Source organism: Aeromicrobium sp. Root236, from assembly GCF_001428805.1.
Lineage (GTDB): Bacteria > Actinomycetota > Actinomycetes > Propionibacteriales > Nocardioidaceae > Aeromicrobium.
In genome coordinates, this window is the sequence record NZ_LMIS01000001.1 from 3878377 (window position 1) to 3891529 (window position 13153).

Genomic DNA, 13153 nt, shown 5'->3' on the forward strand with positions numbered 1-13153 from the left:
TCGGCGGATCATCGGCCCAGCGTATTAGGCTCCCCGCGTGGACCGCCTCGAGCTCGTCGCCGACTGCAGCAGCTGCTTCGGCCTGTGCTGCGTCGCGCTCGCGTTCGAGAAGTCCGCCGACTTCCCGGTCGACAAGCGCGTGGGTGAGCCCTGCGACAACCTCGCCACAGACTTCAGCTGCCGGATCCACGCCTCGCTCCGCGAGGAGGGTTTCCGCGGCTCGTCGGTGTACGACTGCTTCGGTGCTGGTCAGCGGGTCGCTCAACAGACCTTCGGGGGTACGAGCTGGCGGGACGCTCCGGACACGTCGGCGACGATGTTTGCCGTGCTCCCCGTCATGCGGCAGCTGCACGAGATGCTCTGGTACCTGACCGAGGCGCTGACCCTGCCCGCTGCGGCGCGACTGCGTCCGGAGCTCGAGAGTGCGTACGCGGCGACCGAGGCGCTGACACGTACGAGCGCCGACGAGCTCGCAGCCCTGGACCTGGCAACCCACCGGTCGACCGTCGCTCCGTTGCTGCAGAGCACCAGTGAGCTCGTACGTTCGGGGCACGCCGGGCCCGAGAGCCGCGGCGCCGATCTCATCGGTGCCGGGCTGGCGGGTGCGAACCTGCGAGGTGCCAACCTGCGCGGTGCTCTCTTGATTGCCGCCGACCTCCGACACGCGGACCTGCGCGAGGCGGACCTGATCGGCGCCGACCTGAGGGACGCCGACCTCGCCGGAGCCGACCTGACGGGCAGTTTGTTCCTCACCCAGACCCAGGTCAGCTCCGCCAACGGCGACTCGCGCACGAAGATCCCTGACGTGCTCGTGCGACCCGGGCACTGGGCGGGGTAGGAAGGGCACATGGATGCTGTCGAGGCGCTGAAGGAGATCGGCTTCTGGCTCGAGCGCGAGCTCGCCAAGACGTACCGGGTGGAGGCGTTCCGCAAAGCCGCCGCCGCGATCGAGCACCTGTCGCCGGAACAGCTCGAGAAGCAGGTCAAGGACGGCAGCCTCAAGCGCGTCAAGGGCATCGGCGACCGTACGTTCGGCATCATCGCAGAGGCCGTGGCCGGCGACGTGCCGGCCTATCTGGCGGACCTGCGCGAGCGCGGCGCGAAGCCGCTCGCCTCGGGCGGGACCAAGCTGCGAGCCAAGCTGCGCGGCGACCTGCACAGCCACTCCAACTGGTCCGACGGCGGCTCGTCGATCCAGGAGATGGCCCGCGCGGCGGCACGGCTGGGTCGCGAGTACCAGGTCATGACGGACCACTCGCCCCGGCTGACGATCGCCAACGGGCTGAGCGAGGAACGCCTCGCGGAGCAGCTCGACGTCATCGCGGAGGTCGATGCGGAGCACGACGATCTCCGGCTGCTCAGCGGCATCGAGGTCGACATCCTGGACGACGGCGAGCTCGACCAGACCGACGAGATGCTCGGCCGCCTCGACGTCGTCGTCGCCAGCGTGCACTCCAAGCTCAAGATGGACCGCGACCTGATGACGCGACGCATGGTCAACGCGATCGCGAACCCGCACACCAACGTGCTCGGTCACTGCACCGGCCGCCTCGTGGCAGGTTCGCGGGGCGGTCGCGACCAGTCACGGTTCGATCCCGAGATCGTGTTCGCGGCGTGCGAGAAGTTCGATGTCGCGGTGGAGATCAACTCCCGGCCCGAGCGCCGCGACCCGCCGAGCCGGTTGATCCAGATCGCGCTCGACTACGGCTGCCTGTTCGCGATCAACACCGACGCGCACGCCCCGGGTCAGCTCGACTTCCTCGACTACGGCGCCGAACGGGCCGCCGCCAACAAGGTGCCGGCGTCACGCATCGTCACGACGTGGCCCGTCGAGCGCCTCCTGGAATGGTCGAACGCGAAACGCTGACCGTCAGCCGAGGACGTCGGCGAGCTCGCGGATCTCGTCAGGCGACACCTCGCGAGCCGCACGGCCGGTGACCTCGTCATAGACGTCGATCAGGGCAGCCAGGTCCTTCACCATGCGGCGAGCCCGGGCCGGCTCGTTGCCGCAGTCGGCGCGGCACTCACCGGAGGCCGCGACCACATGTGCGACGACGAGAGCCTTGGCGGCGTACGCCTCGGCGGCCTCGAGCTCGGGGGTGATGACGAACGCGAAGACCCGCGACGCGTTGAGGTGGAAGCTCGTGTGCGCGGCGTCGAGGTCGCCCGTGTGCCGCGGGTAGCTCGTCGCCGCGTCGATCGCCCGCTGCACGTCTGCGGCGTCGCCGGTCTTCTGCAGCCAGGCCTCTGCCTCGTCGATCGCACCGCTGACCCGGCTGCGTGCACCCGGCTCCAGGAGTGCCATGACCTGGCGGGCCTGTTCGATCCGGAGCCTGGCGCGCAGCTCCGGGGAGTCCTCGGTGGTGCCGAAGAGCCGGCCGATCAGCGGCACGAGCCGCGTACGGTCCCCGTCGCGCAGCAGGTCGTTGGTCGTACGTGCCTCGTGAGCCAACATCGGGTGCGTGCACTCGGGACGATCGCTCCACTCCTCGCCGGCAAGCAGCGACACGTACTCCATCACGCACGCCTCGCCGTGGTCGGCGTCGTGCGAGCCGGCGGACAGCGTCGGCAGGGCATCGGGCAGGTTCATGGTCACCCCTCCAGTGTCCCGCGTGCGTCAAGCCACCTCAGTCCATCAGCAGGGCGGCCAACGTGCCGCCGAGGTCACGGGCGGCCTCGAGATCCGCGTCGGTGACGTCGCCCATGATCTCGAGGACGTCGGCGGACTGGATCCACGACAGCGCCTGCACGATGCTCTGGACCGATCGCACGGCGCCCGTCGTGTCGTAGCGGCCGTGCACCCACAGCCCGTACGGTTTCTTGCCGCCCGCGCCGCTGCCGGCGGAGCCGTCCTCGGCGAGCGAGCCGCCGGCCTCGAGGAAGATCGTGTCGAAGAAGTGCTTGAGCGCGCCGCTCATGTAGCCGAAGTTCGCGCTCGTCCCCAGCAGGTAACCGTCGGCGGCCAGCACGTCCTCGGCGTTGGCCTCCAGCGCCGGGCGTACGACCACCTCCACACCCTCGATGGCCTCGTCGAAAGCGCCGGCCACGACGGCGTCGGCGAGCCGTTGCAGGTTCGCTGTGGGGGCGTGGTGGACGATCAGCAGCCGGGGCATGGCACGAGGTTAGTCAACCAACACGGGTCCGTCCGGAGCCAGAACCGTGGCATCGAGTAGGTTCGCCAGATCATTGGCACGCTGACCAGGGAACGAGGTGTCGCCATCGCGATCTCTGCACGCGCGCTTCAGTCGGTTCCACTTCTCCTCGCGTGCCTGGCTCTGGTGCCGATGGCCGCATGCGACGACGCCGTGGAACCGACGAGTTTCACGACGATCGCCGACGCCAAGGCACTCTCCGGCACGCGCTCGGACGTCAAGTCGGTCTTCGACGCCGCTGCCGCCTCGGCCACCGACGCCGTCGAGGGTGGCGGGATCCGCAACGGAGACCGAGTGCGGGACGTGACGTGCGGAGAGGCGTACGGCAAGGAGTTCCGCGAGCTCGAGGTCGGTGGGTCGTTCGTCACGAGCGGTGCGGAGCTCGACGACGTCGTGTCCCGGGTGCGACAAGGCTGGGACGAGCAGGGCTGGTCGGTCGAGCTCGCCGCGCCGGACCGGGTCATGTTGACTACCGAGACGTCCACCGGCGTGCGACTGACGGGGTGGGCAACGGTGCAGGAAGCGGCCAGCGATCCCGCTCTCGTTGCGATCAGCCTCAAGGTCGGCACCGGTTGCCTCAGGTTGCCGGCGTCGATCGCGGACGACCTCTGATCGCTCACGAGCCGACTGAGGCCGAATCCTCGTGGACTGCGCTGTCAGATGGAGCGTTTCCAGGAGCAGCCAGCAATCCGCCCCGTCGACCGTCGCTGCCTGCCACGATGAGTCATGCGCCGCTACGTCGCTGTCCTCGCGATGCTCGTCATGTGCGCCTCGCTGATCTGGGGCATCTGGATACTGGCGGCCGACGTGACGCCCTCCTCGGTCAAGGGCACCGAGATGACCTGCGGCAGCGTTCGGGGTGCGCTCGAGGGCAAGCCGCTCTACGGCGGTGAGATGCCCTATCCGCGGGACTGGATCGATCAGTGTCGCGACGCGGCGCAGGACCGGATCGACTGGATCGTCGTTCCCGCCGTCGCCGGACCGCTGTCAGTGCTCTACCTCGTTGGCGCTCTCCTCGTCGAAGGCCGTCGTGCCAAGGCCGAGGGACGGTCCGCGGGCGCGATATCGGCCTAGTGACGCCGCCACCGTCTGGGTGACGCGGTGTCTGCCCTAAAGTCACTGCACATGGCATCGCGTGGATCCAACAGTCAGAGTCGTGTGCGCAGGTACGTCCGGAAGCTCCTCGGCCTCCTCCCGGGACGGCGTGACGAGGCGCTGATCGGCATGCTCCGCCACGCCCGGTCGTTCGTCACGGGTCGCCCGGTCGCGCAGCCGGCGGGGGCCAGGGCCATCGCCGGCGACGTTCCCGGACGATGGCTCCGCGTCGTCGACCCGACCGCCACGGGCAGCCGGCAGCTCGAGCGCGAGGTGACCGACCCGACCGAGGCTGCAGCCGTACGGGCCGGCTGGCTCCTCGTCGACGCGCACGAGCGCCTCAGCCGCCTCGGTGCGCGACAGGTGTTCCAGCACGAGCTCGACGCCTGGCACGCGTACGCCGACGACACGATCGCCCTGCTCAACCACCACGCCAAGCCCGGCTCCATGGCGGTCCCGGAGAGCAAGATCAACCGGCTGCGCTACCGCCGCACGATGGACTTCGCCCAGCCCGGCGATCGCGTCTTCGACGTGGGATTCGGCCGGGGCTACCTGGCCGCTCAGCTCATCAAGGAGCGGGGCATCGAGGCCTATCACGGCATCGACGTCGTCCAGGGCTACCTGAAGTCGGCGCTCGAGCTGTTCGAGGCCAACGGGCTCTCCGACGCGTCGATCGACCTCGAGATCGGCGACCTCTTCGAGCTCACCCGCGAGAAGGTCGAGGGCACCGGCGCCACCTTGATGATCTGCTGCGAGGTGCTCGAGCACGTGGACGATGCCGAGCTGGCCCTGCGTACGCTCGCCGACGCGCTGCCCGACGGCGCCGACCTGCTGTTCTCCGTGCCGCTCCACGGCCGCATGGAGAGCACCTGGGGACATCTGTCGGTGTTCGACGTGGCACGCCTCAAGGAGATGCTCGACGGCGCGGGGCTCCACGCCCACCACGTCGAGCCGTTGTCGAACGCCTGGACGTTGGTCGTCGCCTCGCGCAGCCCCGAGCTGTCGCAGCGCGTACGCAACGCCAGCGGGCGCCCGCCGACGCGCGTCTCGGCGCCCCTGGTGAGCAGCCGTACGTTCCTGCGGATCGACGCGAAGGACATGACCGCACTCGGCGGCCGGACGCGCCTCGAGCCTGACGCGAAGGACGGCGACAAGGTCAGCTGCAGCATCACGGCCGAGGGCGGCGTCTCGTTCCCGGTCGACGGCCTCGAGGCCGTACGCGTGCTGTTCGACGTGCCCGAGCCCGACCAGCTCCTGCGCTTCGAGGTGACGGCGCACGAGGGTGATCGCCTGGCCGGTCAGTGGTCGTGGACGCCCAAGAAGGGTGCCCTCGTCAAGGGCGTGCAGCGATTCTCGATGCGCCCGGGGGAGAAGGGTCTCAGCTTCAACGCCGGCCCGCACCACGACATCCGGAGCGCCGACCGGGTCGAGGTACGCGTGCACGCCGTGGCCGGAGGAACGGCGACATTCGGCTTCAAGGCCGCGTTCCTGCCCTGACGTCCAGTCCGGGACATCCGCCCGGACGAGGTGAACACTCGACGACTCCGAACGGTCGATCCTGGGGGAGTTGACTGCGCATTTGACCCGATGTGCTTACCATCACATATGGAGTTCGAGACAGCTGCTCGGGCCATTCTCGCCAACATCGAGAAGGTCATCGACGGCAAGCCCGAGGCCGCAGAGGCCGCATTGGTCGTATTTCTCGCCGAAGGGCACCTCTTGATCGAGGATGTTCCGGGTGTCGGCAAGACCGTTCTCGCCAAGGCCCTCGGCCGTTCGGTGAGCTGCTCGGTGCGACGCATCCAGTTCACGCCTGACCTGTTGCCGTCCGACATCACGGGTGTCTCGGTCTACAACCAGGCCGATCGTGAGTTCGAGTTCAAGCCCGGTGCGGTGTTCGCCAACATCGTCATCGGTGACGAGATCAACCGCGCCTCGCCCAAGACCCAGTCGGCGCTCCTCGAGGCGATGGAGGAGCGGCAGGTCACGGTCGACGGCACGACGTACGTGCTGGCCAGCCCGTTCACGGTCGTCGCGACGCAGAACCCTTACGAGATGGAGGGCACGTACGCCCTGCCGGAGGCCCAGCGCGACCGCTTCATGGCCCGCATCTCGATGGGCTACCCCGACTCCGCCGCGGAGCTCGCCATGGTGCGCGGGCGCGACGCCGAGAACCCGTTCGACGGCCTGGAGTCCGTGGCGTCGATCGAGGACGTGCAGGCGATGATCGCGGCAGCCCGGGCGATCTACGTGTCGCCGGCTGTCGAGGAGTACGCGGTCAACATCACGCAGGCGACCCGCATCGATGCCGACCTGCGCCTCGGCGCCAGCCCCCGCGCGACGTTGCAGCTGGTCCGGGCCGCCAAGGCGCGGGCCGCGATCCAGGGCCGCGACTACGTGCTCCCCGACGACATCGATGCCCTTGCACCGGTCGTGCTGCCTCACCGGCTGATCCCGATGCGCGGCGCGTCGAGCGTCGAGGACGTCGTCGACCGCATCATCGCCGAGACTCCGGTCCCAGCCGGCGCCGTCCAGCCGAGCTGACCACCATGACGAGCGAGAGTTCGGCCGGCCGTCTCAGACGGGCCGCGAGCTCGGTCGTGCTCACCCGGCGCGGACTCGGGTTCCTCGTCGCCGGCGTCGTGAGCTTCGTGGCCGCGCCGATCCTGTCGCTGCCGGCACTGCTCTACGTGACGGGCCTGCTGATCGGGCTCGTGCTGTTCTCCGCCGTGTTCGTCTTCGTGGGTCACTCCCGCGTCCGCATCGAGCGCTCGTTCTCGCCGCAGGTCGTGCCCCCGGGGCAGATGGCACGCGCGAACGTACGCATCACCAACCTGTCGGTGCTGCCGTGCCTCGAGGCCAAGTGGTCCGACGTCCTGCCCCACGGCATCTCCGGTGACGCATCGGGCACCCTGCCCGCACTCGGCGGCAGCCACGGCACCGACTCGCGCGTCTCGTTCTCGTACGCACTGCAGGGCCTTCGGCGCGGGCGACATCCGATCGGGCCCCTGGGGGTCAACGTCCTGGACCCCTTCGGCCTGGTCTTCCGCCGGCACACGTTCGGCAGCCCCGAGATGCTGACGGTGCTGCCGCGATGCATCGGCCTGCGACCCATCGCGCCGCGCGGCACGAGCGAGGACGGGGCGACGCGCCCGGCGCCGCAGCACGTGGGCCTGGGCGAGGACGACGTCATCGCCCGCAACTACCTGCCCGGCGACGCGATGAAACGGCTGCACTGGAAGGCCACGGCCCACCGCGGCGAGCTCATGGTCCGCCAGGAGGAGCAGCAGCTCACACCGCGTGCGGCGGTCATCCTCGACTGCGAGCCCAACAGCCAGGGCACCGCCAAGGACCGGCAGGGCGAGTGGGAGTTCTCCTCGGTGTTCGAGTGGTGCGTCGTCGCCACCGCGTCGATCTCGGCGCACCTCGTCAGGGCCGGCTACGTCGTCGTGCTGCAGTCCAACGGCACCGAGATCGACCGGTTCATCGCCGACGGCCAGGACACGCTCGAGGACGCCATGGTCGACCTTGCCGTGATCGAGCCGGAGCCGCAGGACAACGATCGTCGGGTGGCACCGGAGCGCGCCGTGTTCATGGTTCTGGGCCGGCTCAGCGTCGAACGGGCGCAGCACTGGGCGGCGCTGATGTCGACGTCGCGGGCCGTGCTGGCCCTGGTCGCGTCCAACACGCCCGCAGAAGCGCGAGGGATCCTCGAGGACGCGCGTTGGCGGGTCGTGACCTACACCCCCAAGGACGACATCGGCGACCTGTGGACCGAGTTCGACGGGGCGCGTGCGCATGCTGCGGGCTGAGGCGTCGACGCAGCGGGCCGGCAACCGCACGGTGCGCGACACCTGGTTCGACCACGTCATCATCGGAGTGGCCTTCGCGCTGCTCCTCTCGGGCTTCCGCAGCGTCATCACCGGCAGCGACTGGTGGATCACGACCATCCTGGTGGCCACGCTGACCGGCCTGTGCTGCGCTGTGCTGCGCGCCGTCGGGCTGCGCTGGGTCGCGCCGATCGCGATCGTCGTCGAGCTGCTCGCCCTCGCGTGGATCTTCGTGCCCGGCACGCTGATCGGCATCCTGCCGACGTTCGACACCTTCCGCGAGCTGGGTCACCTGGCGTCTGCCGCGCAGGACATCATCGTCGAGGAGCAGGCGCCGGTCGCCGCGGCCAAGCCGGTCGTCCTCGTGATTGCCAGCTCGTTCGGGCTGCTCGTCATCGTCGCGGACGTCCTGCTCGAGCGACGCCACGCCGCATCGGCCATCGGGCTGTTGCTGCTCTCGGTCTTCGCGACGCCGGCGTTGATCTCCGGCGACACTCCGTCGACGTGGCTGTTCGTGGTGGTCGCCGCCCTGTGGCTGGTGATCCTGCGCTCCCGCACAGCCCTGAGCGGATCGCTCGCCCGCAGGCAACGTGGTCCGGCCCTCGTCCTCGCCACGGCGGCGCTCGCGGCGTCGATCGCGTTCCCGTTGGTCTCACCTGATGTCAGCGCCGTCGCGACATCGTGGGGGAAGCCGCCTCCGGCCGTGTTCGGCCGCGGCATCAACCCCATGCTCGAGCTCGGCCAGAACCTCCGCCGCAACGGCACCACGACCGCGTTGAGCTACACGACGGGTCTTCCGCAGGCGCCCTATCTCAAGGTCGCCACGTTGCGGAACTTCACCGGCAAGACGTGGAAGCCCGGCACCAACCAGCAGTTCGGCGCTCCCGAAGGGCAAGAGGCGATCAAGGCCATCGGCATCAAGGTCGAGAAGGAGTCGACGACCATCACGATCCGGAACCTCAAGACCACGATGCTCCCCGTGCCCTACCCGATGGACAAGGTCACCGGCCTCAAGGGCAAGTGGCTGCCGGGGTTCGGGCTCACGATGACGTCGCCCGACGACGACACCCGCGGCCAGAAGTACTCCGTCACGAGCCTCGACATCCAGCCGACCGCCACCCAGATGCGCGCCATCACCACGAGCCCGCGCGACCTGCTCCTCCAGGAGGAGACCAAGCTTCCCGCCAAGACGCCCGCGATCATCGAGCGGACCGCGCGCAAGGTCACTGAGGGCGCCACGAACGAGTACGACCAGGCGGTCGCCCTGCAGGACTATCTCCGCAACGACGGTGGCTTCGCCTACTCCGAGACCGCGCCCGTCGCCGATGGCTATGACGGCAACGGCGTCGACGTCATCGCGAAGTTCCTCGAGAAGAGGTCCGGCTACTGCGTGCACTTCTCGTCGGCGATGGCGGTCATGGCCCGGACGCTGGGCATTCCGTCACGCATCGCCGTCGGCTACGCGCCGGGCAGCGTCGTCGGCATCAAGGACGGCCAGAACCAGTACGAGGCGACGTCGGACGACCTGCACGCGTGGACCGAGATCTACTTCGCGGGCATCGGCTGGGTCAGCTTCGAGCCGACGCCCGGTGTCGGCTCGGCGACGTCGTTCAAGGAGCCGGGCTCGACGACGACGGACACCGACGAGGGCGATGTCGCCAACGCGCCGCGCCGTTCGGTGCGTGAGGAGGCCAACAGCGTCGACAGCACGGCGGCGAGCTCCTCGGCGACGTCCAAGACCGCTCCCCGGACCGCGCTCATCACGTTCGCCGCGCTGCTCCTGCTCGTCGGCATCCCGGCACTCCTGCGGTGGGCGCGCCGCCGCTGGCGTCTCAGCCGGGCCGGTTCCTCGGTCGAACCACTGTGGCGCGAGCTCGAGGACACCGCACGCGACTTCGGCATGCCGTTCTCGCCGACCGACACGCCACGCGGCTTCGCGACCCGCCTCGGCGGGCGTGACGGCATCGACCACGACGCCCTCAACCGGTTGCTCAAGCGGGTCGAGCGGGCGCGATTCGCCCGAACCGCGCTCCAGGACGGCGACGGCGCCGACGACCTGAGGGCGATCATCGGCTCGCTTGCCACCGGGGCGTCCCGCGGCGAACGCTGGCGCGCGATCGCACTGCCGCGCTCGTTGGCAGGCCGCAGGGCGTACATCCCGGACGGCCCGCTGCAGCCGGTGTCAACGCTCGGGTAGCGGGGGAGTGCCGGTGCCGAAGGGGTTGCCGCCGAGGGACTCGCGGCCGTGCGGTGTCAGCCAGACCTCCGGCTCGGGACCCTTGGGCACGATGCCGGTCGGATTGATGTCGGAGTGCACCACGTAGTAGTGCGTCTTGATCTGGTCGAAGTCGATCGTCTCGCCGAAGCCGGGCGTCTGGAACAGGTCGCGCGCGTACGCCCAGAGCACCGGCATCTCGGTCAGCTTCTGCCGATTGCACTTGAAGTGGCCGTGATAGACCGCGTCGAACCGTGCCAGGGTCGTGAAGAGGCGCACGTCGGCCTCGGTGATCGTGTCGCCCATGAGGTATCGCCGACCCGCCAGCCGTTCCTCGAGCCAGTCGAGCGCGGTGAACAGTCGGTCGTACGCCGCCTCGTACTCGGCCTGTGAACCGGCGAAGCCGCAGCGGTAGACGCCGTTGTTGACCTCGGTGAAGATCCGCTGCATGACCTCCTCCATCTCGTCGCGGACGGCCTCGGGCCACAGGTCGGGCGCGCCCTCGCGGTGGAGCTCGGTCCACTCGGTCGCGAAGTCGTGGGTGATCCACGGGAAGTCGTTGGTCACGACCCGGCCCGTCGGCACGTCGACGATCGCCGGGACCGTGATGCCGCGCGGATAGTCGGGGTAGCGCTTGAAGAACGCCTGCTGCAGGCGCTCGATGCCGAGCACGGGGTCCACGCCGCCGGGGTCCAGGTCGAACGTCCAGCTGCGCTCGTCATGCGTCGGTCCGCAGTAGCCGATCGAGATCGCGTCCTCGAGCCCCAGCAGCCGGCGCACGATGATCGCCCGGTTGGCCCATGGGCAGGCCCGGGCCACGATCAGCCGGTAGCGGCCGGCCTCGACGGGCCAGCCATCCGCCGCGTCGCGGGTGATCCGGTCGGGGATGTAGTTCATGTCGCGGTCGTAGCCCTTGCCGGGCTCGACGTAGGACGCGACCGAGCGGTCGGAGGATTGTTCGTGGAGGGACTCAGCCATGCTGTTAAAGTAGCCCTCATGCGGTTCCAGAGCCTGCTCCTTCTCTGCCGCGTCGAGGTCCTCTAGGTCGGACCCCTCGGCGCGGAGTTTGTCACGCACCGGCCGCCAGCCCAGACAAACCGCATTTGCCAGGAGTTCACCATGTCCGACCCCCGCTTCACCACCCAGAAGCCCAGCGGTATGCCCTTCGAGCGCTACCGCGCCTTCCAGCCCATCGAGCTGCCCGACCGCACCTGGCCGGGGAACGTCATCACCGCCCCGCCGCGCTGGCTCTCGACCGATCTGCGCGACGGCAACCAGGCGTTGATCGACCCGATGACGCCGGCCCGCAAGCTCAAGATGTTCGACCTGCTGGTCCGCATGGGCTACAAGGAGATCGAGGTCGGCTTCCCGTCGGCCAGCGAGACCGACTTCGCGTTCGTGCGTCACCTGATCGAGGGCGACCTCGTGCCGGAGGACGTCACGATCTCGGTCCTGACGCAGGCCCGCGAGGACCTGATCGAGCGCACCGTGCAGTCGCTGGTCGGCGTCCCGCACGCCAACATCCACCTCTACAACGCCATCGCGCCGTTGTTCCGCCGCGTCGTGTTCCACGCCGGCAAGGACGAGGTACGCGCGATCGCGACGCGCGGCACCGAGCTGGTCATGAAGTATGCCGAGGGCTACCTCGACAAGACCGTCATCGGCTACGAGTACTCGCCGGAGATCTTCACCGGCTCCGAGATGCCGTTCGCCGTCGAGGTGTGCGAGGCGGTCTCCGACGTCTGGCAGCCCGAGGACGGTCGCGAGATCATCCTCAACCTGCCGGCGACGGTCGAGATGGCCACGCCCAACGTCTATGCGGACCAGATCGAGTGGTTCACCCGCCAGCTGACCCGCCGCGAGCACACGTGCGTCTCGCTGCACCCGCACAATGACCGGGGCACCGCGGTCGCCGCCACCGAGCTCGCCATGATGGCCGGCGCCGACCGCGTCGAGGGTTGCCTGTTCGGCCACGGCGAGCGCACCGGCAACGTGGACCTGGTGACGCTCGGCATGAACATGTTCAGCCAGGGCATCGACCCGCAGATCAACTTCTCCGACATCGACGAGATCCGCCGCACGGTCGAGTACTGCACGGGGCTGCCGGTCCACCCGCGTCATCCCTACGCCGGCGACCTGGTCTACACGGCGTTCTCGGGATCGCACCAGGACGCGATCAAGAAGGGGCTGGAGGACCTCGACGTACGCGCTGCTGAGCAGGGCATCCCGGTCTCGGAGATCGCCTGGGAGGCGCCCTACCTGCCGATCGACCCGCACGACGTCGGTCGCTCGTACGAGGCCGTCATTCGCGTCAACAGCCAGTCCGGCAAGGGCGGGGTGGCCTACATCCTGCGGTCCGAGCACCAGCTCGACCTGCCGCGACGCCTGCAGATCGAGTTCAGCCGCGTCGTGCAGGGCTTGACCGAGGGCGAGGCCGGCGAGATCGAGCCGGCCGCGATCTGGGCAGCGTTCCGTGCCGAGTACCTCGACCGCGCCGAGCCGTACGCCCTTGAGACCTATCGGTCGGTGACCGCCACTGACGGGGGAGACGAGCAGGTCGTCGACCTCCGCGTGCGTGGTCAGGTGCAGGAGTTCAAGGGCCAGGGCAACGGACCCGTCGCCGCGTTCGTCGACGGCATGCACCACGCCGGCGCCGACATCCGGGTGCTCGACTACTCCGAGCACGCGCTGTCGTCCGGCGGCGACGCGCTCGCCGCCGCCTACGTCGAGTGCGAGATCGCCGGCGAGATCGTGTGGGGCGTCGGCATCGACGCCAACATCGTCACGGCGTCGCTGCGGGCCGTCGTGTCGGCCGCCAACCGCGCGGCCGCTCAGACGATCCCGGGCTGACCGCGGTGTCC

Annotated in this window: 12 protein-coding genes; 9 read left to right on the forward strand and 3 right to left on the reverse strand. The window is 69.3% G+C overall.

All coding sequences use genetic code 11. The annotated features are described in order from the left end of the window. The first annotated feature begins 37 nt into the window (after window positions 1–37). Window positions 38–838, forward strand: a complete 801-nt coding sequence (locus ASE12_RS19425) for a pentapeptide repeat-containing protein (protein WP_056404342.1) — start codon at window positions 38–40, stop codon at window positions 836–838. A gap of 9 nt (window positions 839–847) precedes the next feature. Next, window positions 848–1867 (forward strand): PHP domain-containing protein, encoded by a 1020-nt coding sequence (locus ASE12_RS19430; protein WP_056404344.1) that lies wholly within the window; start codon window positions 848–850, stop codon window positions 1865–1867. Between the two features lie 3 nt (window positions 1868–1870). On the opposite strand, the gene ASE12_RS19435 is transcribed toward ASE12_RS19430, so the two are convergent. Both ASE12_RS19435 and ASE12_RS19440 read right to left on the reverse strand, forming a co-directional pair. Then, entirely contained in the window at window positions 1871–2590 is a 720-nt protein-coding gene (locus ASE12_RS19435) for a hypothetical protein (protein WP_056404346.1), read from the reverse strand. 37 nt (window positions 2591–2627) lie between these two features. After that, window positions 2628–3113, reverse strand: coding sequence for a flavodoxin family protein (locus ASE12_RS19440; protein WP_056404348.1), 486 nt, complete (start codon window positions 3111–3113; stop codon window positions 2628–2630). Window positions 3114–3305: 192 nt separating this feature from the next. Between ASE12_RS19440 and ASE12_RS19445 the strand changes: the two genes are divergently transcribed. From ASE12_RS19445 to ASE12_RS19470, 6 genes are all read left to right on the forward strand, one after another. Beyond that, window positions 3306–3764: a hypothetical protein gene (locus ASE12_RS19445; protein ID WP_157413066.1), complete on the forward strand. Its 459-nt coding sequence runs from the start codon at window positions 3306–3308 to the stop codon at window positions 3762–3764. Window positions 3765–3878: 114 nt separating this feature from the next. Next, a complete protein-coding gene (locus tag ASE12_RS19450; protein ID WP_056404354.1) occupies window positions 3879–4226 on the forward strand; it encodes a hypothetical protein in 348 nt (115 codons plus the stop codon). Between the two features lie 84 nt (window positions 4227–4310). Then, complete coding sequence (locus ASE12_RS19455; protein ID WP_056404356.1) at window positions 4311–5744, forward strand: bifunctional 2-polyprenyl-6-hydroxyphenol methylase/3-demethylubiquinol 3-O-methyltransferase UbiG; 1434 nt, start codon at window positions 4311–4313, stop codon at window positions 5742–5744. A 108-nt stretch (window positions 5745–5852) separates the two neighbouring features. Beyond that, window positions 5853–6791 (forward strand): MoxR family ATPase, encoded by a 939-nt coding sequence (locus ASE12_RS19460; RefSeq protein ID WP_082582413.1) that lies wholly within the window; start codon window positions 5853–5855, stop codon window positions 6789–6791. Between the two features lie 5 nt (window positions 6792–6796). Continuing rightward, window positions 6797–8059 carry a DUF58 domain-containing protein gene (locus tag ASE12_RS19465; protein ID WP_056404360.1) on the forward strand — a complete coding sequence of 421 codons (1263 nt, stop codon included), beginning with the start codon at window positions 6797–6799 and terminating at the stop codon, window positions 8057–8059. Next, window positions 8046–10274, forward strand: coding sequence for a DUF3488 and transglutaminase-like domain-containing protein (locus ASE12_RS19470; protein WP_157413067.1), 2229 nt, complete (start codon window positions 8046–8048; stop codon window positions 10272–10274). Before ASE12_RS19465 ends, ASE12_RS19470 begins: the two co-directional genes overlap by 14 nt. On the opposite strand, the gene ASE12_RS19475 is transcribed toward ASE12_RS19470, so the two are convergent. Beyond that, complete coding sequence (locus ASE12_RS19475) at window positions 10260–11189, reverse strand: glutathione S-transferase family protein (RefSeq protein WP_369797255.1); 930 nt, start codon at window positions 11187–11189, stop codon at window positions 10260–10262. The two genes, ASE12_RS19470 and ASE12_RS19475, sit on opposite strands and share 15 nt — an antisense overlap. Window positions 11190–11411: 222 nt before the next feature. Here ASE12_RS19475 and leuA point away from each other — a divergent pair, with 222 nt between their 5' ends. Beyond that, window positions 11412–13142: a 2-isopropylmalate synthase gene (gene leuA / locus ASE12_RS19480; protein ID WP_056404366.1), complete on the forward strand. Its 1731-nt coding sequence runs from the start codon at window positions 11412–11414 to the stop codon at window positions 13140–13142. Window positions 13143–13153: the final 11 nt, after the last annotated feature.